General features: G+C 25.9%; 26 protein-coding genes. 12 read left to right on the top strand and 14 right to left on the bottom strand.

Annotation, left to right across the window (positions count from 1 at the left end; all coding sequences use genetic code 11):
* Positions 1-180 precede the first annotated feature (180 nt).
* From ACAN_RS00705 to ACAN_RS00725, 5 genes are all read left to right on the top strand, one after another.
* Complete coding sequence (locus ACAN_RS00705) at positions 181-2,199, top strand: hypothetical protein (RefSeq protein ID WP_099334677.1); 2,019 nt, start codon at positions 181-183, stop codon at positions 2,197-2,199.
* 543 nt (positions 2,200-2,742) lie between these two features.
* Complete coding sequence (locus ACAN_RS00710) at positions 2,743-3,096, top strand: hypothetical protein (protein ID WP_099334678.1); 354 nt, start codon at positions 2,743-2,745, stop codon at positions 3,094-3,096.
* 3 nt (positions 3,097-3,099) lie between these two features.
* Complete coding sequence (locus ACAN_RS00715; RefSeq protein ID WP_099334679.1) at positions 3,100-3,843, top strand: hypothetical protein; 744 nt, start codon at positions 3,100-3,102, stop codon at positions 3,841-3,843.
* The gene (locus ACAN_RS00720) at positions 3,840-4,433 is read left to right on the top strand and encodes a hypothetical protein (RefSeq protein WP_099334680.1); all 594 of its coding nucleotides are present in this window, start codon (positions 3,840-3,842) and stop codon (positions 4,431-4,433) included. Before ACAN_RS00715 ends, ACAN_RS00720 begins: the two co-directional genes overlap by 4 nt.
* 319 nt (positions 4,434-4,752) lie before the next feature.
* Positions 4,753-4,956 carry a PLDc N-terminal domain-containing protein gene (locus ACAN_RS00725; protein ID WP_099334681.1) on the top strand — a complete coding sequence of 68 codons (204 nt, stop codon included), beginning with the start codon at positions 4,753-4,755 and terminating at the stop codon, positions 4,954-4,956.
* Positions 4,957-5,010: 54 nt separating this feature from the next.
* On the opposite strand, the gene ACAN_RS00730 is transcribed toward ACAN_RS00725, so the two are convergent.
* The 3 genes from ACAN_RS00730 to ACAN_RS00740 all read right to left on the bottom strand — a co-directional run bounded on the left by ACAN_RS00730 (position 5,011) and on the right by ACAN_RS00740 (position 9,230).
* Positions 5,011-5,652 carry a CBS domain-containing protein gene (locus ACAN_RS00730; RefSeq protein WP_099334682.1) on the bottom strand — a complete coding sequence of 214 codons (642 nt, stop codon included), beginning with the start codon at positions 5,650-5,652 and terminating at the stop codon, positions 5,011-5,013.
* A 73-nt stretch (positions 5,653-5,725) separates the two neighbouring features.
* Positions 5,726-7,519, bottom strand: coding sequence for a diguanylate cyclase domain-containing protein (locus tag ACAN_RS00735; protein ID WP_099334683.1), 1,794 nt, complete (start codon positions 7,517-7,519; stop codon positions 5,726-5,728).
* 64 nt (positions 7,520-7,583) lie between these two features.
* On the bottom strand, positions 7,584-9,230 hold the full coding sequence (locus ACAN_RS00740; RefSeq protein WP_228269677.1) for a sensor histidine kinase: 1,647 nt from the start codon (positions 9,228-9,230) through the stop codon (positions 7,584-7,586).
* Positions 9,231-9,430: 200 nt separating this feature from the next.
* On the opposite strand from ACAN_RS00740, the gene ACAN_RS00745 reads away from it, so the two are divergent.
* Positions 9,431-10,120, top strand: coding sequence for a prolyl hydroxylase family protein (locus tag ACAN_RS00745; RefSeq protein WP_099335438.1), 690 nt, complete (start codon positions 9,431-9,433; stop codon positions 10,118-10,120).
* A 12-nt stretch (positions 10,121-10,132) separates the two neighbouring features.
* On the opposite strand, the gene trxB is transcribed toward ACAN_RS00745, so the two are convergent.
* Entirely contained in the window at positions 10,133-11,062 is a 930-nt protein-coding gene (gene trxB, locus ACAN_RS00750; RefSeq protein ID WP_099335443.1) for a thioredoxin-disulfide reductase, read from the bottom strand.
* Between the two features lie 206 nt (positions 11,063-11,268).
* Between trxB and ACAN_RS00755 the strand changes: the two genes are divergently transcribed.
* On the top strand, positions 11,269-11,865 hold the full coding sequence (locus ACAN_RS00755; RefSeq protein ID WP_099335291.1) for a peroxiredoxin: 597 nt from the start codon (positions 11,269-11,271) through the stop codon (positions 11,863-11,865).
* 140 nt (positions 11,866-12,005) lie between these two features.
* Entirely contained in the window at positions 12,006-13,916 is a 1,911-nt protein-coding gene (locus ACAN_RS00760; RefSeq protein WP_099335290.1) for a sensor histidine kinase, read from the top strand.
* On the opposite strand, the gene ACAN_RS00765 is transcribed toward ACAN_RS00760, so the two are convergent.
* Positions 13,913-14,764 (bottom strand): GP88 family protein, encoded by an 852-nt coding sequence (locus ACAN_RS00765; RefSeq protein ID WP_099335289.1) that lies wholly within the window; start codon positions 14,762-14,764, stop codon positions 13,913-13,915. The two genes, ACAN_RS00760 and ACAN_RS00765, sit on opposite strands and share 4 nt — an antisense overlap.
* Positions 14,765-14,966: 202 nt before the next feature.
* Between ACAN_RS00765 and ACAN_RS00770 the strand changes: the two genes are divergently transcribed.
* Positions 14,967-16,868, top strand: a complete 1,902-nt coding sequence (locus ACAN_RS00770; RefSeq protein WP_099335288.1) for a PAS domain S-box protein — start codon at positions 14,967-14,969, stop codon at positions 16,866-16,868.
* A gap of 1 nt (position 16,869) precedes the next feature.
* On the opposite strand, the gene purT is transcribed toward ACAN_RS00770, so the two are convergent.
* Genes purT through ACAN_RS00790 form a run of 4 tightly spaced genes read right to left on the bottom strand, consistent with a single transcriptional unit; the run spans position 16,870 to position 19,991 of the window.
* Positions 16,870-18,036 carry a formate-dependent phosphoribosylglycinamide formyltransferase gene (purT, locus tag ACAN_RS00775; RefSeq protein ID WP_099335287.1) on the bottom strand — a complete coding sequence of 389 codons (1,167 nt, stop codon included), beginning with the start codon at positions 18,034-18,036 and terminating at the stop codon, positions 16,870-16,872.
* Between the two features lie 15 nt (positions 18,037-18,051).
* Positions 18,052-18,792, bottom strand: a complete 741-nt coding sequence (gene dapF, locus ACAN_RS00780; RefSeq protein ID WP_099335286.1) for a diaminopimelate epimerase — start codon at positions 18,790-18,792, stop codon at positions 18,052-18,054.
* Complete coding sequence (coaE, locus tag ACAN_RS00785) at positions 18,789-19,379, bottom strand: dephospho-CoA kinase (protein WP_099335285.1); 591 nt, start codon at positions 19,377-19,379, stop codon at positions 18,789-18,791. Before coaE ends, dapF begins: the two co-directional genes overlap by 4 nt.
* 57 nt (positions 19,380-19,436) lie before the next feature.
* Complete coding sequence (locus ACAN_RS00790) at positions 19,437-19,991, bottom strand: spermine/spermidine synthase domain-containing protein (RefSeq protein WP_228150670.1); 555 nt, start codon at positions 19,989-19,991, stop codon at positions 19,437-19,439.
* 182 nt (positions 19,992-20,173) lie between these two features.
* Between ACAN_RS00790 and purM the strand changes: the two genes are divergently transcribed.
* Positions 20,174-21,169, top strand: a complete 996-nt coding sequence (purM, locus tag ACAN_RS00795; RefSeq protein ID WP_099335284.1) for a phosphoribosylformylglycinamidine cyclo-ligase — start codon at positions 20,174-20,176, stop codon at positions 21,167-21,169.
* Positions 21,170-21,204: 35 nt separating this feature from the next.
* Here the strand turns inward: purM and ACAN_RS00800 are convergent, their stop codons facing one another.
* From ACAN_RS00800 to ACAN_RS00820, 5 genes are all read right to left on the bottom strand, one after another.
* Positions 21,205-21,672: a CDGSH iron-sulfur domain-containing protein gene (locus ACAN_RS00800; RefSeq protein WP_099335283.1), complete on the bottom strand. Its 468-nt coding sequence runs from the start codon at positions 21,670-21,672 to the stop codon at positions 21,205-21,207.
* A gap of 164 nt (positions 21,673-21,836) precedes the next feature.
* Complete coding sequence (locus ACAN_RS00805) at positions 21,837-22,406, bottom strand: YceI family protein (RefSeq protein WP_079580259.1); 570 nt, start codon at positions 22,404-22,406, stop codon at positions 21,837-21,839.
* Positions 22,407-22,456: 50 nt separating this feature from the next.
* Entirely contained in the window at positions 22,457-22,909 is a 453-nt protein-coding gene (locus ACAN_RS00810) for a MarR family winged helix-turn-helix transcriptional regulator (RefSeq protein ID WP_099335282.1), read from the bottom strand.
* A gap of 132 nt (positions 22,910-23,041) precedes the next feature.
* Positions 23,042-23,665, bottom strand: coding sequence for a LysE family transporter (locus tag ACAN_RS00815; protein WP_099335281.1), 624 nt, complete (start codon positions 23,663-23,665; stop codon positions 23,042-23,044).
* 135 nt (positions 23,666-23,800) lie between these two features.
* Positions 23,801-23,989 (bottom strand): hypothetical protein, encoded by a 189-nt coding sequence (locus ACAN_RS00820; protein WP_079580262.1) that lies wholly within the window; start codon positions 23,987-23,989, stop codon positions 23,801-23,803.
* Between the two features lie 199 nt (positions 23,990-24,188).
* Between ACAN_RS00820 and ACAN_RS00825 the strand changes: the two genes are divergently transcribed.
* Complete coding sequence (locus ACAN_RS00825; RefSeq protein ID WP_099335280.1) at positions 24,189-25,295, top strand: pyridoxal-phosphate-dependent aminotransferase family protein; 1,107 nt, start codon at positions 24,189-24,191, stop codon at positions 25,293-25,295.
* 3 nt (positions 25,296-25,298) lie between these two features.
* Entirely contained in the window at positions 25,299-26,144 is an 846-nt protein-coding gene (locus ACAN_RS00830) for an ATP phosphoribosyltransferase regulatory subunit (protein WP_099335279.1), read from the top strand.

A 26,144-nucleotide genomic window follows, 5' to 3' on the forward strand; every position in this document is an offset into this window, starting at 1 on the left:
CAAAAATAAAATTATGCATTGTGCAATTCTTACTGGATAATTTCAAATTTCCAAGAGGGAAAATTATTTAAATATTCCCAAGACCTTAATCACGGGGTTATTGCCTTTATAATAATTACAAATATTATTTATTAATGGATTATTTTATATATTTGTTCAAATACTTTTGAATGGAAACTTATGAAAACAATTTACGAAGATAGTTTTTTTAAAAAATTTGTTGAAGATTTTAAAATAAAAGTGCCAGATAATTTTTTGAAATTATCTCCCTATCATGAGCTTAAAAACTTTAAAAGTGCAGAATATATTTATTGCATAGCATATGAAATGCTCATTAGAACAGATGAGTATAATAATATTATGCAGGAGTATGCATTAATTAAAAACAAATCAAAATATGAAATGACTAATGATGAATTCTCAAAATTAAGAGAACTCCTTGGAAGGATGAATAATCTAGGATTAAACAAGATAAGTTTCTTGGGTTTTGATTGCGGTACTGACTATGACTATGTTCTTAAAAAAATTGAATATTATGATGAAATAGTTAATAGTTCTTGGAGTGTTAGAATGGTACATAAATTTGAAATTGAACCATCATTAGGATTCAATAGTATATACCATAAGATAATTGACTACTATCAAAAAAAAGGAAAACTGTATGTTTATAATAAAGTAAAATATTATTTATATGATTTAAATTCTGAAAAGAATATTATGCAGTTACTTTTTGATTTATTGAAGGAAAATGAAAATAGTATTGAAAGAATAAGGAGTTATATAAATGGTGATGAGCTTATATCTCCTATTGAGTTAGATACTACCTTTGATATTAATAAAATTACTACTTTAGACTTACATAAAATATTGTGTTTTTTCTATATTCCTATAAAAACAAATAATGGAGAAAAATATGTACCATTAACTGATGAATTATTCTTAAAGTATTTAGATGAAGAACTTTTATTTTCATTAAAAGAGAAGAAAAGTAGTGATTTACTTATAAAAAGAAAATCAGAATTTTCACAATATAATTCAGAATTTTGGAATAAATATTGTGTAAGTGATATTAAAAATGGACTAATGAAATTAGTTGATTTTCATGTTTCCAATAATCTTATATATAATGCGAAAGGAATGGATGTTTTTGATACTTCTACAAATGAGATATTAGAAAATCCTTCAAACTTTTATATTCCATGTGTAAATAGGATGGAAATACCAAGTTCTATTTTATGGAGTCAATCTAATGATGAAATTCCTAACAACCGCTTCCAAGAACAACTTAAATACGATGGGCATAATATAATAATTGCTAAAGAAGGTTTATATAAATTAAAGAGAGAAGATAACATATATTTAATTAATATTGATAAAAATATTTCACTCTCATATTTAGATGACTCATTCCTAGAAACGCTTGTATATGAAGATTTGAAAAATATAAATATTGAAACTGAACCGCTTTATAGTAGACCAAGACTGATATTTGATGAGGCAAGACTAACAAGTATTCCCATTAATCTTAATTTATCAAAAGAGGACCTTTTACTTTATGTTTCAAGAGTAAAAGAAGAATATGACAGGGATAAAAATATTGTTAAAACAGATGAAGAATATTTTTTTGATTTAACACTAGATAGCGATTTACTAAAAATGCCTAGTTATATCAAGTCTGCTAATGAAAAAAGAAGTACTAGGGATAAAAGATTATTGCCAGTAAAGAGACATGATTTTGTAGAAAAATTTGCTTCTGGATTCTACATTTATGATTTATATAAATTTTTTTTGCGTTATTTTAAAATAAAAAGAAAATGTATAAGACGGGAGAGAAGAATTGAGATAAAAAAAATAAAGGCAGTTGCAAAACGAGAGGGAACTAATATTAATATAGATAAAGTGAAAAATGTGAAAAATAATAGTTCTGAAAAAATTAAAAGCTATTCGAATTATAATTTAATTAATAAAATATCAGAATTAATAGATGATTTAACAGAAGAGCAAGTCTTTTATTATTTAACAACTATGAAAGAGTTTATTCATGGTGTTAATCAAAAAGGAGAATGGAATAACTTAAAAAAGAAATACAATCCTAAAAAAGAAGAAAATCCTGAACCAAAATATAAAAATTTAATAATTGGGGATTCTTATATTATTAAAAGTAATAAAACAGAATTAATTGATAACTTAGGAATTTAATACATATAGTATTTTTAATTAGGTAACGTTTTATGTTAATTATGATTTAGATTTGATAAAATTAAATGAGATTAAATAAGATTAAATATTAAGACAGATTTGAATAATTGGGCTTAAATTGGGTCTTTAATAAATCAAAATGATTGAATAATAACTATATAAAGGTGACTTTCTCTATTTGTTCGATACATACCAGGGTGCCATTACTTCATTTTTTAATGTTAGTACATTTTGTTTTAGAAATAGGGTTATTAATAGTTAAAAATTAAATTATATTCTCATCAATTCTATCAATACCATTTTCTTCAAAAATTTGAGCTGTTAACTCTTTTGAAAGTTCTAATGCTATTGAATACCTTTTTTATTAAACTGTTTAATATAAACTTCACAATCTTTTGACACTTCAGAAAAGTATTTTATTATATAAGTTATGAGTTAATTTTATTTTAGAATTTTAGGCATATAAGCAAATGGTTATAAAATTTTAATAAACTTTTTTGCGACATTATTTTATAATGTTCGAGATTTTAAAAAGGGGAACAGATGAAAAAAATAATTTTAGGAATAGTTTTGCTGAGTAGCTTTTTATGTGCAAAAAGTTTTCAATATTTACTTTATGCAACTGCTACAGAAATGCAGAATGGTAAAGTTGTAAGTGTAAGTGCAATTAATGATGGCAAAAATTTTGGATTAGGGTCTGTAGATGCAAAAGAAAAAAACTCTATACAAAAAGCTAATATAAAAGCATTGGAAAAATATATGAAAAAAACTACTAAATTTAAAAAGGCACACTTAATTGAAATAATTAATATTTTAGGTAATAATGGTTGGGAAATGGTTTCAAATACAAAAAGTAATAACAATTTAGATACTTATATTTTTAAAAAAGAACTATAGTAAATGAAAAAAATATTTCTTTTAATTCTTACTTCTGTTTATGTATTTGCAATGAGTCCAAATATTGATGCATATACTGAATTTAAATATACTTATTATTATGATGGAATTAGAATTGATTCTCATAATATAATTAAATACAAATTTAATAAAGAAAAAAATCAATATGGAAGTAGAGATATTCTTTTATACTCTTTAAAGCATTTATCAAAAGAAGTACAAAACAATGGATATGATAAATTTTATTTAGTATATAACAATAAAGAAAAGAAGAAAACTATATTGATTGAAGATCTTTTAAAAGAGTTTAATCCTTCAATTCAAAAAGGTTTAGTATATAACCATCAAAAAGGAAAATCTGATTCAGGAATGAAACTAGGGTCTTTTTTAGCTTTTGCTGGAAATATTGCTTTAATGACTGCAGGAGCTAAAGCTGGGAATGGTATTTTACTAGGAAATGGTCTTGATGGGGTACTAAGTAATAAAAAAGGAAACCTTTTAAATGATGTATTTAAAGGGAGTAACCAAAACGAATTAAATGCTTTAGCAAATAATATAATATATGATACTTCAGATTTGGCGATAATTGCAGGTGATTTTACTTTAGAAGAAGAAAAATATTTATATCATATATTACTAGATACAAATGATATAAATGCTTACTTTAAAAAACAAAATCCATTTAGAATTAAAGAATTAAATTCAACAAATAAGAATTATTTTGTAAGAGGACTAAGAAAAGAATGAAAAAAGTATATTTATTAATGTTACCTTTATTATTTATTATTACTGGGTGTGCACCTGTAGGAAATGCTTTGATTCAAAAACCTAAAGAAATAATACTAAATAAAGATAATAAAAATCTTAGACAAATTGAATTTAAAGTAAAAGCTAAAAATGAAAATGAATTTAAGAAAGTTATGTCTATTTATTTACAATATTATTTAAAAAGAAAAATGTGGATTTATGAGGGGACAGTTAATAATAGATACTATTCTAGAAACACATGGTTTAAAGTCAATGATAAAAATATCGAAATAGATTTTCATACTGTGGGATACATTAAAAATAAAAGAGACAAAAATGACAATCTTTCATTAGGTGGCTCGGACGGATTTTGTAAATATAAAGTAATTCTACCTATGAGAATAAATGAAGTCAATGGAATATACTATACAAAATTAAAAGATACTAATAGTATTGAGGTAACAGAAAGTATTAATTCAACTACCAAAAAAATCTTTGAATACTCTACAATTAAAGATAGTCCAAAAGAGTTCAGGGAGAGGCTAGATGGTATATTTGAATATTTTGATAAAAAAGAGTTGAAACTATAGATATGTAGTGGTAACTTAGTTTAATAAACTTTTTTACTAATTCTACTAAGTATCTATTTCAGAATGTAATATTTCTCTTTTTACTTAAAATTCGACTAGTGATAAATTTCTTAAATAAATTTTGGCAGAATTATTCTGCTTTATTTATTGCAATATGTTGGGAGGTTACACAAATTATATTATGATTAATTATATATTCTAACTGTAGTATATAAAATAAATATTATAGTTTAGACTTATTTTTAGATATTTACTATAAAATTAAAATGTTTTTAATAAACTTTTTTATATTATTCAAAAAAAATTTAGGAGTAATAAAATGGGAATGCCAGGTGGTTTTGAATGGTTGTTTATAATGTTAATTGTATTAGGATTTGCTTTTCTTTTTGTTTATTGTTTAGTAGATGTATTAAAAAGTGAATTTAAAGGTGTTAATAAATTAGTTTGGTTATTAGCAATCTTTTTTCTTCCATTATTAGGTTCAATTTTGTATATATTTATTGGCAAAAAACAGAAAATATAATATTTAACTATTAAAAGTAAGAAGTGGTGACTTAAATATAAGATACCACTTTATCTAAGACCAAAGCTGTAATTTTGGCAAGTGTGAAACTGCTTTGATTATATCTGTTTTTGAAACTATTCCTACTATTATATCTTCTTCATTTACTATTGGGATTGCATCAATTTTAAAATCTAACATGACTTTACAAACACTTCTAATATCTGCTGTTGGGTCAGCTGTGATTACTTCTTTTAATATTAAATCTTCAAGATTTCTATTTAATATATTTTGATAGTTCTCAATATCTTCTATTAATAGATTTAGAATAGTTTTTTTGTTTATTATTCCTATGATTTTTTTTCCAAAAGATACTATTGGTATATGACTTACACTCTCTTTTTTTAATTTTTCGTAAGCTTGTTCTACAGAAGCTTTGTTATCAATATAAATTATATCTTTTGTCATTATATCTTGAACTTGATAAACCTCTTCAGATGTGTCCAGATTAGCCATTTTTTTATAAGCATTTACTGCTTTTTGATTTTTTTGTTCTGTTTGCTTATCTTTTTTTTCATGATCTAAGTAGTCTTGAAAAAGTGTATCATCATCAGGTTTTAATCTAGCCTCAGCAGGTGCATCAAGATTTTTTAATTCATATAAATTATCAGCCGTACTTCTAAATCCTACACTTCCATTATTATATATAGCAAACATCTTATATCCTTTATAGTTGTTATTATATAATAATATATTTGATTTAATGATTATTTAATAAAAAAGTGTAATTTTATGGTAAAACTGTATTTCTTCCATTCTCTTTTGCTTTATATAATTGTTCATCAGCTTTTTTATATAAAATATCAACTGAGTCAATATCCTCTGCTTTTGTACAAACATAGCCAAAAGAAGCTGTTACATAAGGTGAAACCTTGTTGTGCTCATGGGGTATTTTTAGATTTTCAATACTATTTTTGATTTTTTCTAAGAATTTTTTTGATTTTTCAGGGTTTGAATCTTTAAATACAACTCCAAACTCTTCTCCTCCTAGTCTAAAACAAAAATCATCTGCTCTGTTTAGATTACTCATTACTTCTTTTGTAACTTCTTTAAGCGCATTATCACCTTTTAAGTGACCATAGGTGTCATTGTATGGTTTGAAATAGTCAATATCAAATATTGAAAATGTTATATATTCATTTTTTCTTTTTATACTATTTAAAAGTTTTGGCATTAGTTCATTAAAATATCGTTTGTTATAAGTTTTTGTAAGTTCATCTGTTATAGATAATCTTTCTAATTTTTTCTTAGTTGTAATATCTTCTTTTATTGATGTATAACCTACTTTTATCCCATCTTCATTAAAAATAGGGGCGATAGTTGCTTTAACCCAAAAACAATCTCCTTGTTTTGTTTTATTTTTTATTTCTCCTTGCCAAATTTCATCTTTTGAAATAGTTTCCCAAAGTTCTTTATATACTTTTTTATCCATACTTTCATGTTTTAAGATAGAATGAGTTTTACCTATTAGCTCTTTTTTTGTATATTTTGAAACTTTACAAAATGCATTTGATACATGAAGTATATTACCTTTTAAATCAGTAGTTGCAGATATTATATTTTCATCTACAATTTTAATATATGATTTAAGCTCTTTTTCTATTTTTCTTCTGTTTGTTATCTCTTTGTTTAATTTCCTATTTGCTTTAATTATTATGAAAATAATTGTAAAAAAGAAGATACTAATTGCTCCTATCCATCTAAAGATATATCCATAGTTTACATTTGTTTCATATTTTATACTTATCCATTTATTTAAGATTATTTGATGCTCTTCTTGTGAAATTTTTGTAAGGGTTTTATTGAAAATTGATTTTAAAAGTGGCATATCATTTCTTGTTCCAATACTTAAATTCCAAGAATTGTCAAATTTTGCAGTGATTTTAAGTTCACCAAAATAGTGCTGCTGTATTTGATATCCTGCTGCTGTAACTGTATCTATAAAACCAAATAACTTATTGTTTTTAACTTTATTTAATCCTGTTTTTAAATTTTCAACTTCAACTATTTCTAGATTTGGATAATCTTTTTTCAATTGTTCTGTAAAAGCATAATCTTTTACAATTCCTACTTTTTTATTGATTTTTCCTAAATTTGCAATATATAGTTTCTCTATTTTTGTAATAAGTACTAAAGGTATTGTAAGATATGGCTCTGTAAAATCTAAGTACTCTTCTCTACTTTTTGTTGGCATAACTAGTGAAAAGATATCACATTTTCTTTGTTTTCCAAACTCTAAAGATTGTGACCATGAGTTTGATTTTATTGCTTTTATTTTGATGCCCAATCTTTTTTGAAGTATCTTCATATAATCAGAAGTAATTCCTATGTATTCATCCTTTTCAAACTTTTCAAGTGGCATCCAGTTTGGGTCAATACAAAGGTTTAAACTATTATGAGTTTTTAAAAAATCAAGCTCTTTAGTTGTTAAATTAGTATTAAATTTTTTATCAATAGGAAGGTTCTCAATATTTTGAGCATAGGTATAGTAAAATAATAAAAGTATTACAAATATAGCTTTCATAACATACTCCTATTTTGATTTTATCATAAAAAGGACACTTTCTTGGCTAAATAAGTTATATTAATTAAATTTTTTTATTTTCTTTTGACAAAAGAGGCACACAAATAGTAAAACAAGCACCTAAATCTGTATTTTCTACACTAATTTCTCCACCCATACTATTTTCAATAATAGTTTTTGTCATATACAATCCTATTCCTGTTCCTTTGCCCTCTTCTTTTGTTGTAAAGTATGGCTCAAATATCTTCTCTTTTATATCTTTGCTTATTCCTTTTGCATTATCTTCTATTTGTACTATTGCACTATTTTTATCTTTATATACTCTTATTTTTACTTTCGCATCTTCTACTTTTTTCTCTATTAGTGCATCTTTTGCATTTGATAATATATTTAGTATGCTTTGTGAAAACTCATTTGCAAATCCATATACTTCTATATCTTCTTTGCTAAAATCTTTTTCTATTTCTATATAATTATGCTCAAATGTTGATTCTATTAAATATATAGCTTTTTTTACTGTTTTATTTATCTTAAAATACTCTTTTGTTTTATTTGGTTTAAAAAAGTTCCTAAAATCATCTATTGTTTTTGACATACTTGATGTTAGTATATTTGTCTTATTTATACTTTTTTCCATAAACTTATCATCTAAATCACCCATATTATATGCAAACTGTATATTTTGCATTACTAATCCCAATGCATTTAGTGGTTGTCTCCATTGATGGGCTATATTTCCTATCATCTCTCCCATTGCTGCTAGTTTACTTTGTTGTATTAGCAACTGCTCTTGTTTTCTTTGTTTATCTATCTCTTCTTTTACTTTTTCATGAAGCTCTTTTTTTAGTTTTTCTTGATATGAAGTGTGAATATATAAAATATAAAGTAAGACAATAAATAGTGAAGAGATAATAGTATTGAAAATCAAGATTTGTTTTTGACCTTTTATATAAATCTCTTTTTTTTGAGATACTTTAAGGGAAAACTTTATTTGTTTATTATGGTTATAAAAATATAAGTATGAGTTTATATCTTTATCTTTTAATGTTGCAAAAATATCTATTTTATGAAGATATCTACTATTTAAAGAGTCATTAAACTTTTTTTCTTCTTTAGGATTTATTTTTATTTTATCAAAAATTGCTGCACTATCCAACTCTTTTACACTTACTTCTTTCCCTGCAAAAAGATAGCCTCTTATTTTTCCTGTAGAATCACTTTTTAATATACTAGCTTTTACAGTATAAAAATATCTATTGTCAAATGTCAAAATTGTTGAATGTTCTTCTTTATTGTACTCTTGGATAATTTGAGTGATAAATTCATTGTTATTTTTCTTTAATTCAAAGTTTTTATTAAAATTTGAATAAATAGTCTCATAATTTAGGTTTTGAAATATCATAAAATCCAAGCCTAAATCAGCTAATGTATTACTATTACTTCTAAAAAGATCATAAATATATTGTTTATCTTTTGTAAGAATAAAATCGTAAGTTTTATCCCATTTTGCGTAATCATTTGTAATATTATATATATTTTCTAATTTATTATCTATTTTATTTATTAAAGAAGATAAGTTTTTTTTGTTCTCTTTTATTTCTAAGTTTTTAAAATCTTCTAAGAAGTAGTTATAACTTAAAATATTAAATGTTAATAAATATAGTATAAAGATTATTAGTACTAAATATCGATTTTTAAATATTGTTTTCAATTTTCGCCCTTTGTTTATTTATTCTATCTCAAATAAATGTATATTTTATAAATTGAATATAAATTTACTTTGAATAAAGCCCAAAAAATAGCACTTCATTAAATAAATATAATTTTAAGATTATTTTTAGGATATTTTGTTTTTATATAGAATATAATTACATACTAAATAGTATAATTTATTTAATAATAGAGTTAATTATGTACCAAATCAGTAATAAAATATATTGTCCAAAAGATATTATGCAGTTAGAACTGCCAACTAAGCTTTTACCAAATCCTTATTATGATTATCCTTTTTTAATTATAAAAGATTTCTTTTCAAAAGATAATTTAGAACAATTAAATGAAATTCTAAGAGTTGATGCTGATGTAGAACAAGCAAAGGTTAGAAAAAAAGATATCAATATAATAAATAGAAAAGTTGATAAAAGTATTAGAGAAACAAAAATTCATAAACTTCCAAAAGAGTATATAAATCTTTATAAAAAGCAGTTTATGTTTTTCCAAAAAAAAATTGAGGATTATTTTTGTTTAGCTTTAACAACTTCAACAAAACCACAAGTTTTAGAGTATACAAAAGGAAGCTTTTATAAAGCTCATAGTGATGATTCAAATATGATATTAAAAGATAATAAGCTTGTTGGATTTACAACAGTTGCACATCAAAGAAGAGTTACCACTGTGCTTTTTTTAAGTGATGATTATACTGGTGGTGAGCTTGTTTTTAACTATTTGTATGATGAAAATAAACAAGTAGTAAAACTTAGAGCAAATAGTGGGGATATGGTAGTTTTTTTAAGTAATCCTATCTTTACCCATGAGGTTTTAGAAGTAACAAGTGGAAATCGCTTCACACTTGTTCAATGGCATGATGCTATTATAAATTAGGATAGAAAAACTCTATCCTAAAAATTCAATAATATCAACAGCAGCAGTAGCACCATCACCAGCAGCACAAACCACTTGTTTAGCAGCATCAATTCTAACATCACCAGCAGCATATAAACCAGGTAATGAAGTTCTCATTTTTAAATCAACAATAACCTCACCTTGCTTGTTTGTTTCACATATAAATGTTCCATCTTCATTTTTTATTGGCTCATTTAATACATCTCTTCCTACAAATACAAATACTCCTGGTACAGGTAAGTCTTTTATACTTCCATCAACTTTACTCTTTACTTTTAATCCTGTAACTCCTGACATATCTCCATATACTTCTTCTACATCTACATTTGTTACTTCTTCTATATTTTCAGTATTTTTCATATGCTCTATTGTACTTGGTGCTGCTCTATATGTATCTCTTCTATGTACTACATATACTTTTGAACATATCTTTGCTAGATATACTGCTTCTTCTAAAGCTGAATCTCCTCCACCAATAACTGCTACTTCTTTTCCTTTATAAAAGAATCCATCACAAGTAGCACAAGTTGATATTCCTCTTCCAAAGAACTCATTTTCACCTTTAAAGCCAGCACGTCTAGGAACTGAACCTGTTGCTAGTAAAACAGCTTTAGATTCATAAGTATTTCCATCTTCTGTAGTTAATGTAAAAATATCATCATTTTTAACAACTGATGTTATTTTTTTCATTTCATGTTTTAAACCAAACTTCATTGCTTGTTCTGGCCATGATTGCATCAAATCTAATCCAGACATTACTTTTTCTTGTCCTGGATAGTTCTCTATTTCTGAACTTCCTGTGATTTGTCCTCCTGGCATTCCCATCTCAAACATTACTACATCTTTTAATCCACCTCTTGTGGCGTATAATCCAGCTGTTAATCCTGCTGGTCCTCCACCTATTATCGCTAAATCTAACATGTTTTATTCCTTACTTTGTTTTATATTGTATAATTATGATGAGATTATATACTTTAAAGGATAAAAATTTTCTTAAGAAAAAGATTATAAATAAATAAATATTTTCTTAAATTTTTTTATTAACAAAATTAGTCAAATATAGATTAAAATGATTTGTATATAATTTCACCAACAAAACAAAAAACTATTAATAAAAAAGGAAAAACATGTTAGTAACAAACAAAGCAAAAGATTTTACAGCAGCAGCAGTTTTAGCTGATGGACAAATTGTTGAAGATTTTAATTTATATGAAAATATCGGAGAAAAAGGTGCAGTTGTATTCTTTTATCCACTAGACTTTACATTTGTATGCCCATCAGAAATTATTGCATTTTCTAAAAGAGCAGATGAGTTTAGACAAAGAGGTGTAAATGTAATTGGTGTATCTATTGATTCTCAATTCTCACACTTTGCTTGGAGAGAAACTCCAGTAGAAAAAGGTGGTATCGGAAGAGTTAAATTCCCACTAGTTGCTGATATTACAAAACAAATCTCAAGAGATTTTGATGTATTATTTGATGAATCAGTAGCTTTAAGAGGTTCATTCTTACTAGATGCAGATGGAACTATTAGACATGCAGTTATTAATGACTTACCATTAGGTAGAAATATTGATGAAATGATCAGAATGGTAGATACTATGATTTTTACAAATGAAAATGGTGAAGTTTGTCCAGCAGGATGGAATAAAGGTGATGAGGGTATGAAAGCAGACAAAGAAGGTGTTGCTGATTATCTTGCTAAAAACGAAGGTAAATTATAATATCTCATTAAAAGAGTAAGTTTAAATCTTACTCTTTTATAACTACACAATATAAAACTACACTTTTCTAATTTAATTATATACTTAAAGTTTTCTATAAATATAAAAATGTATGATAGAATTAAAAAAAAAGAAAAGTTATGCTATCAAAAAAAGAAAAATATATTATAAGAATTATAAGATTCTTTCCTCTTTTTTTAATATTTGCAATTGCAATTATTGGAATGTATCTATTTTTAGTAGAACATGAAAAACACTACCATAAAGAAATAACAAATATAAAAACAAAATTTATAAATCAAGAAAAACAAAGAATAAAAAATGAAGTAAATAGAGTTTATGAGTATATACAGTTTCATAAACAAAATAGTGAAGAAAGATTGAAAAAACTGATTAAATATCAAGTTTATGAAGCACATGCTGTTATGCAAGGGCTTTATAATGAATACAAAAATAAAAAATCGAAAAAAGAGATAATTCACATGATGAAAGCTGCATTAGAACAGATGCGGTTTTTAGATGGAAGAGGATATTTTTATATTTATGATATGCAAGGAAATAATATCTTTCATCCTATATTAAAATCCTTAGAGGGTCGTTCTTTATGGAATCATAAAGATATAACTGGGAAATTAATAGTTCAAGAGGGAATTAAAGCTTTAAAATCAAAAAATGAAACTTATGATGAATGGTATTGGCAAGAACCAAATAGCAAAAAAATAAAAAGAAAAATAGGTTTTCATAAGATATTTGAACCATATAATATCTTTGTAGGTACAGGTGAATATACACAAGAGTATGAAAAAGAGCTAAAAAGTTATATATTAAAATATATCTCAAAAATCAAATTTTTAGATGATAAAATAATTTCAGTGATTGATTATGATGGAGTAGTACTTACTTCAAAAAATAAAGATATTATAAACAAAAATATTATAAATATAAAAAACAAAGAAGATTATCAGCCATATAAAGAGTTATTAAAAATTGCGAAAAGTAAAAATCAACAAGGCTTTTTAACTTATGAAAATAGTACAAATATTAATAAAGATAAATATATACAAAAGACTACTTTTGTTAAGGGTCTTGATGACTGGCAGTGGGCAGTTTATGCATCATTTTATAAAGATTCATTAAAAAAAGAGTTAGATGCAAGGCTTGAAACTTTAGCAAATGAAGATAAAAAAACAATAAAATCTTTTCTTCTATTAGGAACAGTTTTAACTATAATAATGTTAGCAATTTCATTTTATGTAATAAAATTATTAGAAAAAAGTTTTTATGATTATAGAGAAAAAATACTAGAAGAGGCGCAAAAAAATAGACAAAAAGATACTATTTTAGCGCAACAATCAAAAATGGCAGCAATGGGAGAGATGATTGCAAATATTACCCATCAATGGAGACAGCCTTTATCTGTAATATCAACAGCAGTTACAGGACTTAAGTTTGAAAAAGAACTGGGTATATTAAAAGATGATAACTTTTATAGAGGAATGGATAGTATTCATAACTCTGTTATGCATTTGTCTAAAACAATTGATGATTTTAGAAACTTTTTTAAGCCAAATAAAGACAAAATCAATTTTAATTTAAAAGATGTTGTAGAAAAAACTTTAAAACTATTGAGTTCTCAATTTGATATAAATAATATATATTTTATAAAAAATTGTGAAAATATAAAAATCCATGGCACAGAAAATGAACTAGTTCAAGTACTTATAAATATTATAAATAATTCAAGGGATGCACTAAAACATGTAGATAATAAAAGATTGATATTTATTGATATTTTTAAACAAAATGGCAAAGTTGTTTTATTAGTAAAAGATACAGCTGGAGGAATAAACAAGAGTATTATAAAAAAAGTTTTTGAGCCATACTTTACTACAAAAAAAGATACTGGTACAGGAATAGGGCTATATATGTCAAAAAAGATTATAAAAGATAGCCTAAATGGAGAAATATCAGTATCAAATGAAACCTTTGTATATGAAAAAATTCAATACAAAGGTGCATGTTTTAAATTAACTTTTGATTTAGTTGATTAGTATAAATATTTTTGAATATCTTCTGGTGTTTCTAAGACAAATGCACTATTTTTATTTATATTAGTTCCTATTTTTGCTTCATGAATTAAGATAGTTCCCTCAATACAATTATCAAGAGAGATATTGCCTTTTTCAAACTCTTGTGCATCTATAATTGAAAAATCATTATGTTTTTTTTGATTTAAAAGTTCTTCTTTTATTTTATTTGTACAAACAATTGCAATATTTATTTTATTTTTTAAATAGTTTTGTAAATCTTCCCATGAATCTACTAATTTTCCTTTGTGTAATCCAGCTCGTGAATAAATAAGTGTATAATTTTTAGGTGTTTTTTTTCTACTTTTTAATATATTATATTTTGTATAATCAAAAAACTTTACATCATCAAAATATTCCATGATATTTTTGTACTCTACATCTTTATAAATAAAGTTTTCTTTTTCCCATAAAATATCAGAAGTTTTATTAAGTTGAATAAGTAGTTTTAAGTTCTCTTTTTTTGCTTTTCTTTTTAAGGCATTAATCTCTTTTATTAATTGTTCGAAAAATTGTTCTTTTTGAAGTAGAAATTTAAATGTTCTTTTTATTCTTGCTTGTTTTATTTTGTTTTTACTAAAGTGAGAGTTCTGAAATAGTCCATTATGATAAATACAAGCAGTAACACAACCATTTGTGGCATTTTTACATAGGTTGACTTTATTTAAATTAAGAGCATTTTTATCATGTTCTATGCCATACATAGGAGCATGCATTATATTTTTTTGCGCCGCTAGATATAAAGTACCTACTATAGTTGTTTCATTTATTTTTTTAGATAGTAGATTAGTAGTATTGTAATTGTATTGCAAAATTATTCCTTTAGATTAAATAAGGCGCGTATTATATAAAGATAAAGATTAAATAACATATAATAAGAAAAAGGTATTTTTATAAACAACTCAATTAAAAGCTTTTAACATATATGCAAATATGAGAAAATATAATTAGAACTTTACATTAACTAAATAAACAAATATAATATTATATAACAAATATAAAAAGGTAAATTAAATGCAAGAACAGATTGATAGTAATATTTTAGAGTATTTAAATATTACGAAAGGTCTATATTTAATATTGGATAAAAACTCTAATATTATTTTTGCAAATGAACAAGCCTGCAAAATATTAGGCGTATCTCAAGAAAAAATTGTATCTATGAATTGGGTTGATAGTTTTATTCCTCAAGAGCTAAAATCTTATATTAGTAATGTAATAAAAGAGATTGCAAATAAAAATATGCAAATAAATAGATATGTAGAAAATGAAGTAGTAACATTAGATGGAGAAAGAAAGTTTATCTCTTGGAAAAACTCTTTTGTAGAAAAAAAAGGAGAAATTACTCAAGTAATTTGTTCAGGAGAAGATATAACTGAAAAAAGAGAGATTCAAAAATATATTGAAGAAAAAGAAGAGAGATTAAAAGCAATTTTTGATTTTTCACCTTTAGGAATTTTAATTTCAGATAAAACGGGAAAGATGATAGAAGCAAACTTGGCTTTTTTAAATATGCTTGGATATTCACAAGATGAAATCTTAGGAAAATCATATCTTGATATAACTCACTCTGATTATTTAGATTTAAATGAAGAATATTTTAATAGACTTATTGACAATGAAATAGGAATGTATAAAATCACTAAAAGATATATTACAAAAAATAATGAACTTTTATGGGGAAATGTAACAGTTTCAACTATAAAGAACGAATTCAATGAAATACTTTATGTTTTAGCGATTATTGAAGATATCACACAAATGAAAACAAGAGAAGAAGATATTATTGCTCAAAGAAAATTTCTTCATACAATAATCGATGAAAATCCAAATATAATAATTGTAAAAGATTATGAAGGAAAATTTGTATTGGTAAATCAAGCCATAGCAAGACTTTATAATACAACAACTGATGATATGATAGGAAAAAGTGATGGAGATTATAATCCAAATAAAGATCAAGTAAAACACTATTTGCAAAGTGTTCAAGAGATTATGGATTTAGATGAGACTAAAGTAGTTTATGAAGAATCAACTGATATATTAACTGGAAAAATAAGATATTTTCAATCCATTAAAAAACCAATAACTGATAGATATGGTAATAAACAACTTTTAATTATAGCAAATGATATTACAGATATTAAAGAAGCTCAAAAGAAACTAAAAGATAATGAAGAGATGATTCATCACCAATCAAAAATGGCAGCAATGGGAGAAATGCTTGAAAATATTGCACATCAATGGAGACAACCTTTATCAGTTATAACTACTAGTGCAAGTAGTGTAAAGATACATAAAGAAATGGGGACTTTAAGTGATGACTTTTTAGATGAGGTTTTAGATGCGATTGTAAAATCTGGTAACCATCTTTCTCAAACTATTGATGATTTTAGAGACTTTTTTAAACCAGATAAAGAAAAAGTTAGATTTAATATAAAAAATACATATAAAAAAGCACTCTTTTTAGTTAGCTCAAAATTAAAAAATAGAGAAATTGATATAATTGAAAATATTGAAGATATAGATTTATATGGTTTTGATAATGAGCTTGTACAAGTAATTATGAATTTAATAAATAATGCAAGAGATGCACTAGAAGAGTCTTCATTAGAGTATAAATATATATTTATTGATATTTATAAAGATAAAGAGAATAATATTATTTTAAAAATATGTGATAATGCAGGAGGAATACCTGTAAATGTAATAGGAAAGATTTTTGAACCATATTTTACTACAAAACATAAAAGTTTAGGTACAGGAATAGGACTTTATATGTGTGAAGAGATTTTGGTAAAACATATGAATGGTGAAATTGCTGTAAAAAATAAAGAGTTTGAATATGAAAAAAATAGTTTTAAAGGAGCAGAGTTTACTCTAAAGATTCCTATTTTAGAACCTTTAGAGAATTGATTTAATCATTGAAGTTTTCAATTAACTCTTTTGCTTGTTGTAAAGCTTTGTCGCTACTATTTTTATCAAAAGTTAAAGCAACTGCCATTCTTCTTCCTTCATGACTTTGAGGCTTTCCAAAAACTCTTACGTAAGATGTATTAGTAAAAGCTTCATCTTTAATATCTATTGTAGGATTAAAGCTATCATTTTTTGCTTTGTAAGCAGCACTTGCACCTGCTCCATAATCAATAAAGTTTAAAGGAAGACCAAGTACTGCTCTAATATGAAGAGCAAATTCACTTTGAGATTGAGTAATCATTGTAACCATACCAGTATCATGAGGTCTTGGACTTACTTCACTAAAATAAACTTCATCACCTTTTACAAATAACTCAACACCAAAAATACCTCTTCCACCTAAACCATCAGTGATTTTTTTTGCAATCTCTTTTGATTTTTCTTTTGCAGTTTCACTCATATTCATTGGTTGCCATGAAAATATATAGTCACCATCTTGTTGTATATGACCTATTGGTTCACAAAATACAGTTTGATTCTCATTTCTTGCTGTTAAAAGTGTAATCTCATAATCAAAAGTGATAAACTCTTCAACAATTAGTTCACTAGCATCTCCTCTAGCTTCCTTTGCAAGTTCCCAAGATGAAGCTAAATCATCTTCACTTTTTGCAATACTTTGTCCATGCCCAGATGAACTCATAACAGGTTTAATTACACAAGGAAATCCTATGTTTAAAGCTGCACTTTTTAAAGCTTCAAAAGTAGATACAAACTCATATTTAGATGTTGGAAGTTCTAAATCAACTGCTGCAAACTCTCTTATGTTTTTTCTATTCATTGTTTTATTAACAGCATCTGCATTTGGTATTACATGGTAACCTTCATTTTCAGCTGTAAATAAAGCATCTATATTTATAGCTTCAACTTCTGGTAAAATAAAATCTGGTTTTTCTCTTCTTATTACATCTAAAATCTCATTTTTATTTTTCATATTGATTGTATAAGCTTTATTTGCAACAAGTTGTGCAGGAGCATTATTATAACTATCAACTGCAACTGTTTCAATTCCTAATCTTTGAGCTTCAATTACTACTTCTTTACCTAACTCTCCACTTCCAAGAAGCATAACTTTTATTGAATCTGATTTTAATGGTGCGCTAAATTTCATATTTTCCCTCTTATATTAATTGATTGATGTTGTAAAAACTTTTTTTACAGCACCTTTGAAGTATAGTATTTCATCTTTTTTTGTAAGTGTTAACTCTTCTTTACTTTTTGGATAAACATTTGCAATATCTTCTACTAAGCCTAAGTTATTAGCTCTTAAAAAACAAGCTGCCATTCCAGTTCCACAAGCTAATGTTTCGCCCTCAACACCTCTTTCATAAGTTCTTACATATATTTTGCCATCTTCAATTTTTGCAAAGTTTACATTTGCGTTATACTCATATCTCATTTTAGAAGCTAAATTATTATCATACTTTTCTAAATCATCAACTATACTTACAAGATGAGGTACTCCTGTATCAACTAAATACCAAGTAAATCCATCTTGAATAAACTCATCTTTAATTAATATAGGTTTTGTAAGTTGTGTTTGAACAACATCATCTTCAACAATAGACTCAATAGCTCCAGCACCTGTTAAAAACTTCATATTAGATGGTGCTAAGTTGTTTGTATAAGCATAGTGTGCACAAGCTCTTGTACCATTTCCACACATTGCTGCGTGACTTCCGTCACTATTATAAAATAACCACTCAAAATCATAATCACTATTTGGAATTAGTACTATTAAGCCATCTGCCCCAATTCCCTCAGTTCTATTACATAAAGTAATTGCTTCTTTTGAATAATCTTTTTTAATAAATGAGTGAAAAATTACAAAGTCATTTCCACTTGCACTATATTTTGTATATGTCATATTATCTCCCTAATAATTTTTTCAACTTCTTTTTGAAGGTGCTTTAAATCCTTTGAATTATCAATTATCAAATCTGCTAACTCTTTTTTCTTTTCAATATCCATTTGATTAGAAATTTTAAGCTTAGCTTCTTCTTTGCTAATATTATCTCTTTTCATAAGTCTTTGTACTTGTATATCTTTTGGGGTATATATAACTAAAGATTTAGGAATAGGATAGTGCATCTTTTCAAAAAACAAAGGTATATCAATAAAATAGGGTTTATTGGCTTCTTCAAATACTTTTGATTCTTTTATTATCTCTTCTTTAATTAAAGGATGAAGTAAAGCTTCAAGTTTTAGTTTATTATCTTCATTTGAAAAAATAATTTTGCCAAGCTCTTTTCTTAAAACTTTTCCATTTTCTACATATTGTGCACCAAACATCTTTTCTATTTTATGGCTATTTTTATCAAGAAGCTTATGGGCGATTTTATCTGCATCAATAGTTAAAAAACCATGAAGTTTAAATAGACTACAAACTGTACTTTTTCCTGTTGAAATTCCGCCTGTTAAGGCAATTGCATTTTTAAACAAATCATTATTCATAGTAAAATATTACTATAATAATGATTTATTTTAGTTTTAATTGTAGATTATAAAAGCTTATCTTTTAGCTATTGTAGTTAAAGCTTTGTGTATTGCTGCTGGAAAAACAAATGATGCATGATGTATCTCAGTTGAATAATACTCTAAATCATCTAATATATCAGATCTTTGAAGTATAATATCAGCAGTTGGATGGTATTTTTTTGAAGCTAAAATAGCTGTGCTATGACCAAACTTAAAAGGCATTGCAATCCAAAACTTTGTTCCAACTAATTGTAAATCTTCTTTTAGTCTATTTTCATCATTTTGAAAACTTTCAGTTTTAAAAGTTATAAGACCATCATCTTTTAATACTCTATTGATATTTGCTAAAATTAACTCACTAATTTTTATATTAGTTAAAATTATTACATCAATATTTTTTTCATCTTTAGAGTTTAATAAAGCTTCATCTCCAAACTCAATATTAAATGGGTGCTTTTCTAACTCTTTTTTTAATTCAGGGCTAGTTTCTCCGATTACTAAAATATTTTCAGGCTCTTTATGTGTGCATAAGGGTACATGTACCATCATTTCATTAAAAGCTTGGTTATCATTCATTGAACATGACATAAAATCCGTCCTTTTGTTTTATTAAATTTTCGATATAATACCACAAAAAATTTAAATTACATAGATATATTTGTATGTGCTAAAAAATTACAGAAGTTTTTAAAGACATTTGTGTTAGTAGTAACATTTTACTAGATACAAGTATATATTGCTTTAAACTTTAAAACATAAAAAGGGAAATAATGTCTACAGTAAGTTATAAAGATGCTGGTGTTGATATAGACGCAGGAAATCAGTTTGTTGAGAATATAAAACCACATGTGAAATCGACTTTAATACCAGGTGTATTAGGAGGTATTGGTTCTTTTGCAGGTGCTTTTGAGTTACCAACTGGTTATAAAAATCCAGTATTACTTTCAGGAACAGACGGAGTTGGAACAAAATTAAAACTAGCAATTGATTCAAAAAAGTTTGATACAGTTGGAATTGATTTAGTTGCTATGTGTACAAATGATTTACTATGTAACTTTGGTGAGCCACTATTTTTCCTAGATTATTATGCAACAGCAAAGCTTGAAGTTGATGAAGCAACAGATGTTGTAAAAGGAATTGCTCAAGGGTGTATTCAAAGTGAATGCGCTTTAGTTGGTGGAGAAACTGCTGAAATGCCAGGTATGTACAAAGAAGGTGATTTTGATTTAGCAGGTTTTTGTGTAGGTATTGCAGAAAAAGAAGAGTTAAATAGAATTGAAAAAGTAAATATAGGAGATGTATTACTTGCACTTCCAAGTTCTGGTATCCATTCAAATGGTTTTTCACTTGTTAGAAAACTTCTATTAGAAAAACTTGAAATGTCTTTAGACGATGAGTTTGATGGAAAAGTATTAAAAGATGTATTATTAGAACCAACAAGAATTTATGTTAAAGAGTTTAAAGCTAATAAAGAAAATATAAATGCTTTAGCACATATTACAGGTGGAGGAATTACAGAAAATCTTCCAAGAGTTTTACCTGATAATTTAAAAGCAGTTGTTTACAAAGATAAAATTAAAACTTTACCAATTTTTGATTTTATGAGTAAATATGTAGAGTCTGAGGAGATGTATAGAACATTTAATATGGGTGTTGGTATGGTTCTTGTTGTTAATCCTGCAAATGTAGATGCTATTTTAGCAAATACTGATGCTTATGTAATTGGAGAATTAGCCAAAGGAGAAAAAGAAGTAGAATACAAATAATATTCTACCACTTCTTTATCTTTAGATACTATACTTTAAAAAGTATAGTATCTTCTTTCAAAATCATTATGTGAACTATCACAAAATGGCATATATTTAGAGCTACCACACCTACATAAATTAAAATTTCTTTTATCTATTACTTCTGGAATATTGTTGATTTTTAAAGAAATATTACCCTTTGCAAGAATGGGAGAGTTCTCTTTTATAATTAATTGTGCACAATTATGCAACTCATTACTAGTTGAAGTTAATGAATTATTTTTAAATGTTTGTGAAAATTTCTCTTTTGAAATTTTGCATCTTGTGTCAAATCTACTATTTGAATGGGAGCCTTCACAAAAAGGTTGCTTTTTGCTTCTTCCACATCGACAAATAAATGTAGATTTATTCAAATCAAAACTTTTATCCTCATAAATAATACTATTTTCTAGTAAAAAATCTGAGTCATTAATAAGTTTGATTGGACCATTCTTAAAAAACTTGAGTGAAAGCTTCTTCATACTAACTTCCTTTATAAAGTTGTAGTATTTAGCTTTTAAGTAAGAAAAGCACCATGTTTAAAGACTAATATCATCTTAGCATAACAAAGTGACAAAAACAGAAGGAAAAGGGGCATAAAAAAACTTATTTAAAACCCCTTTGTTATAAAGTATAAAATAGTTTATTATTTAGCTAATATTCCCTCAAGTTCTACTGTTAATCTTACTTTTTCACCAACAGCTACTCCACCTGTTTCTAAAATAGAGTTATATTTAATTCCATAATCCATTCTATTTATTTTACCCTCAAGAATTAAACCAGTTCTTGTATTACCCCAAGGATCTTTTATTGTGCCATTTACTTCCACATCTAAAATAACATCTTTAGTAACACCTCTCATTGTTAGCTTTCCATATGCTTTGTCATCTTCAACTTTATTAAGATTAAATTTAATTTCTGGATATTTATTTGCTGCAAAAAAATCTGATTCTTTTAAGTGATTATCTCTTTTTACATTTGAAGTATTAATTGATGTAACTTTTACAACACCATTTAAAGACTTAAGTGTTTTTGTTTTTTCATCATACTCAAAAGAACCTGCAAAATTCTCAAATTTACCAGCAACATTTGAAATCATCATATGTTTTACTTTAAAACCTACATTTGAGTGACTTGCATCAACATTGTATGTTCCTGCAAATAATGCACCTGCACTTAAAACTGAAGCTAAACCAAGTTTTACTAATTTTGTCATCTTTTTTTATCCTTTTATTGTACTAATTAGTACTATTAATTTAAATTTTTTTAGTTTGCTTTATAAAGCTTATTTAAAAGCTCATATAAAGTATCAAGTTCTTCATCATTTAAAACTTCCATCCAGTTGTATAGATTTTTTGCATGAAGAGGAAATACTTCTTCAATTACCTCTTGACCTTTATTTGTAAGAGTTAAAATTGAAGCTCTTTTATCATTTTCATCAGGAATTGAAGCAATCCAGCCATCTCTTTTAAGATTTTTAATCACAACAGTTATATTTCCTGGGGTACTCATAGTAAGTTTTGTAATAGAGCCAATATTTAAATCACCTCTGTGATATAAAACTTCTAAAACTTTAAACTGATTAAATGTAAGGTTAAAATTATTTAAATAATTTACAGTTTTATTATGAATTTTTAATCTTAGTCTTTCAAGTCTTACGACAGCTTTCATAGATTTATCAGTTCTTTTTCCATAACTTTTTGTAGTTTTATTTTTCATATTAAAACCCCTTGGCGAAATTATACTACTAACTAGTAGTAATGTCAAGTAAGATTTGAGGATTATTAATACTAACTAGTATTAAATTGTCTTTAAGAAGCCTTTTTTTGGGGTTAAGAAAATTTGTAAATTTTATACTTTTTTTGCAGTAGATACAAAAAAAGCAGCAAGTGCAAGAAAAAAACCTGTAATTCTATTTTGGATTTTCATTGCTTTTACATCTTTTACTAAAAATTTAAGTTTTGAAGCAAGAGTTGAATAACCTGTCATTACAATTGTATCAATAATGCATAAAGTTAAAGATATAATTGTAAACTGTATTATCATAGAGTATTGCGTACTTAAAAACTGAGGAATAAATGCAACTAAGAAAACAGTTGATTTTATATTAGTAAGATTAATTAATGTAGCGCTAAGATATGCTTTTTTAAAACTATATGTATTTATAAGCTTTTCTTCTTCAAGTACTTCAACTTTTTCAAAGATTTTTGTAAAAGCTAAATATAGTAGATATAAAACTCCAAGCCATTTTATTATATTAAAAAGCATAACAGATTTTGAAATAATAGTTCCAAGACCTATTACAACAATGAAAGTTTGTAAAAACAGTCCAGTTTGTAAACCTAAAATTGCACCATAAGATTTTTTAAGACCATATTTTAATCCATAATTCATAGATACCACTGCTCCTGCACCTGGAGAAATAGACAAAAAAATTGAAGCAATAAGCAGTGTAAGCCAAATATCTAAATTCATAATTATCCTTGAAAAAATTTAAATTGTATTAGTTTTAAATATTGAGTATTTGAGTATGAAGATTATAACTTTTTTTTTATTTGTAAAGAATAAGTTTAGAAGTATAAAAAGGCTAGCGTTTAACTAGCCTTTTTATTATGCAGCTTTTTTAGCTATTTTTTTAGCAGCTTTTTTAGCTTTTTTTGGTTTAGTTAATTTTAATTTGTTTACTTTTTTAGCAACTTTTTTAGCAACTTTTTTAACATCTTTTTTCTTTTCTACTACTTTTTTAGCAGCTTTTTTAGCTATTTTAGCAACTTTCTTTTCTTTTAATTCTTTTGCCATGTCTTCTTCCTTTAAATTGATTGACTTTATACTAAAAGTCATAAATTATAGTCATTATACATAATAGTTATGTGAAAGTCAATAGTTTATCTATAAAAATTCAATTTTTTTATAAATAATAAATTAACCTCTTCATAATATAAACTTGGATAAAATATTGAGTTTTACTAAATAAAGATATTTTTTAAGGATATTAAATATGTTATTAACACCAGGTCCAACTCCTGTACCAGAGTTCGTAAGAAAAGCTATGGCAGATACTACAATCCACCATAGAACACCAGAGTTTGAAAAAATATTTGAGCAAACAAGAGAATTATTGTTTGAATTATATAAGATGGATGAGGTAGTAATGCTAGCTTCAAGTGGTTCAGGTGCTATGGAAGCTTGTGTTACTAACCTAACTCATAAAAAAGCTTTAACAATAAATTCAGGAAAGTTCGGTGAGCGATTTGGAAAAATCTGCAAAGCTTTTGAAATAGACTATACTGAAATAAAAAATGAATGGAATACTCCTGTAAGCGTTGAATCAATAGTTGAAGCTGTGAAAAATGATAAAGATATAGATGCAATTTTTATTCAACTTTGTGAAAGTGCTGGAGGATTAAGACATCCAGTTGAGCAAATAGCAAGTGAAGTTAAAAAATTAAACAAAGATATTATGATAATTGCAGATGGAATTACTGCTGTTGGAGTAGAAGATATTGATACTTCAAATTTAGATGCAGTTATTACAGGAAGTCAAAAAGCACTTATGCTTCCTCCTGGACTTGCTGTAATTGGTTTTAGCAATGATGCAGTAGCAAAAATAGAAAAAAAACCAAGAGGTTTTTATTTTAACTTAGCAACTGAAATTAAAAAGCAAAAAACAAATACAACTGCTTGGACAGCTGCAACTACACTAATTATTGGACTTAAAGAGATTTTAACTCATATAAAAGAAACTACAGGTTTTGATAAACTTTTTGAAGATACCAATAAAAGAGCAGAAGCTACAAAAGAATCTTTAAAAGCAATAGGTTTTGAAATTTACCCAAAAGTTCCAGCAAAAGCGATGACAGCAGTTTATACAGAACAATCAAATGAAATTAGAGAAATATTAAAAACAAAGTATAATGTAAATATTGCTGGTGGACAAGATCATTTAAAAGGAAAAATTTTTAGAATTAATCATATGGGATTAGTTGAAGATTATGAGGCAGCTTGGGTTGTAAATGCAATTGAGCTTGCATTGGATGAGCTTAAAGTTAGAACTTTTGATGGAACAGCAAATAAAGTATTTTTATCAAAAATGTTTAAGGCATAATATATGATTTTTGAACATGAGATACCAAATGGAAGTCGATTATATTTTGGTAAAAAAGCGAAGCAAAAAAGAGAGTTAGAGTATAAAATCAGTAATATTTTATACGAAAATGATTTTGAAGAGATTATTACTCCAAACTTCTCTTATTCGCAACACCAATCAATACAACATGGAAGAAAATTGATAAAATTTTCTGATAAAGATAATGAACAAGTATCACTAAGAGCTGATTCAACTTTAGATGTTGTAAGAATAATCACAAGAAGGTTAGGTAGAACAACAAGTCATAAAAAATGGTTTTATATCCAGCCAATTTTTACTTATCCCTCAAATGAAGAGTACCAAATAGGTTGTGAGTGGATAAGTCATGACAACATTGCTGATATTATAAATTTAAATGTGAAAATTTTAAATGAGCTTGATATAAAACCTGTTTTGCAAATAGCAAATATTAAAATACCAAGAATTATTAGCAAAGAACTAGATATAGATATAGAAGTTTTTAAAAATGGAGAAATAGCTCAACTTTTTGAATTAAAAAATGAGTGGCTTACAAAACTTTTAGAAGTAAAAGATATTGCTGATTTAAAAGAGGTAATAAAAGTTGTACCAAATAGTATTAAAGATGAACTAGATAATCTATATAATAAGGCATTGGAAGTAAATTATGATAATCTTATAATTTCACCTTTATATTATGGTTCACTAAAATACTATGATGGGATATATTATAGGGTTATTGATGGTAACTCAATTTTAAGTAGAGGTGGAATGTACAGTAGTGAAGGGTTTACTTCACTAGGTTTTGCACTTTATACAGATAGTTTATTAAAAATATTAGAGGATTAG

The organism is Malaciobacter canalis (assembly GCF_008000835.1).
Lineage (GTDB): Bacteria > Campylobacterota > Campylobacteria > Campylobacterales > Arcobacteraceae > Malaciobacter > Malaciobacter canalis.

Coding starts and splice junctions, on each gene's coding strand:
- ACAN_RS00705 (WP_099334677.1), top strand. CDS start 181: ATGAAAACAATTTACGAAGATAGTTTTTTTAAAAAATTTGTTGAAGAT.
- ACAN_RS00710 (WP_099334678.1), top strand. CDS start 2,743: ATGAAAAAAATAATTTTAGGAATAGTTTTGCTGAGTAGCTTTTTATGT.
- ACAN_RS00715 (WP_099334679.1), top strand. CDS start 3,100: ATGAAAAAAATATTTCTTTTAATTCTTACTTCTGTTTATGTATTTGCA.
- ACAN_RS00720 (WP_099334680.1), top strand. CDS start 3,840: ATGAAAAAAGTATATTTATTAATGTTACCTTTATTATTTATTATTACT.
- ACAN_RS00725 (WP_099334681.1), top strand. CDS start 4,753: ATGGGAATGCCAGGTGGTTTTGAATGGTTGTTTATAATGTTAATTGTA.
- ACAN_RS00730 (WP_099334682.1), bottom strand. CDS start 5,652: ATGTTTGCTATATATAATAATGGAAGTGTAGGATTTAGAAGTACGGCT.
- ACAN_RS00735 (WP_099334683.1), bottom strand. CDS start 7,519: ATGAAAGCTATATTTGTAATACTTTTATTATTTTACTATACCTATGCT.
- ACAN_RS00745 (WP_099335438.1), top strand. CDS start 9,431: ATGTACCAAATCAGTAATAAAATATATTGTCCAAAAGATATTATGCAG.
- trxB (WP_099335443.1), bottom strand. CDS start 11,062: ATGTTAGATTTAGCGATAATAGGTGGAGGACCAGCAGGATTAACAGCT.
- ACAN_RS00755 (WP_099335291.1), top strand. CDS start 11,269: ATGTTAGTAACAAACAAAGCAAAAGATTTTACAGCAGCAGCAGTTTTA.
- ACAN_RS00760 (WP_099335290.1), top strand. CDS start 12,006: ATGCTATCAAAAAAAGAAAAATATATTATAAGAATTATAAGATTCTTT.
- ACAN_RS00770 (WP_099335288.1), top strand. CDS start 14,967: ATGCAAGAACAGATTGATAGTAATATTTTAGAGTATTTAAATATTACG.
- purT (WP_099335287.1), bottom strand. CDS start 18,036: ATGAAATTTAGCGCACCATTAAAATCAGATTCAATAAAAGTTATGCTT.
- dapF (WP_099335286.1), bottom strand. CDS start 18,792: ATGACATATACAAAATATAGTGCAAGTGGAAATGACTTTGTAATTTTT.
- coaE (WP_099335285.1), bottom strand. CDS start 19,379: ATGAATAATGATTTGTTTAAAAATGCAATTGCCTTAACAGGCGGAATT.
- ACAN_RS00790 (WP_228150670.1), bottom strand. CDS start 19,991: ATGTCATGTTCAATGAATGATAACCAAGCTTTTAATGAAATGATGGTA.
- purM (WP_099335284.1), top strand. CDS start 20,174: ATGTCTACAGTAAGTTATAAAGATGCTGGTGTTGATATAGACGCAGGA.
- ACAN_RS00800 (WP_099335283.1), bottom strand. CDS start 21,672: ATGAAGAAGCTTTCACTCAAGTTTTTTAAGAATGGTCCAATCAAACTT.
- ACAN_RS00805 (WP_079580259.1), bottom strand. CDS start 22,406: ATGACAAAATTAGTAAAACTTGGTTTAGCTTCAGTTTTAAGTGCAGGT.
- ACAN_RS00810 (WP_099335282.1), bottom strand. CDS start 22,909: ATGAAAAATAAAACTACAAAAAGTTATGGAAAAAGAACTGATAAATCT.
- ACAN_RS00815 (WP_099335281.1), bottom strand. CDS start 23,665: ATGAATTTAGATATTTGGCTTACACTGCTTATTGCTTCAATTTTTTTG.
- ACAN_RS00820 (WP_079580262.1), bottom strand. CDS start 23,989: ATGGCAAAAGAATTAAAAGAAAAGAAAGTTGCTAAAATAGCTAAAAAA.
- ACAN_RS00825 (WP_099335280.1), top strand. CDS start 24,189: ATGTTATTAACACCAGGTCCAACTCCTGTACCAGAGTTCGTAAGAAAA.
- ACAN_RS00830 (WP_099335279.1), top strand. CDS start 25,299: ATGATTTTTGAACATGAGATACCAAATGGAAGTCGATTATATTTTGGT.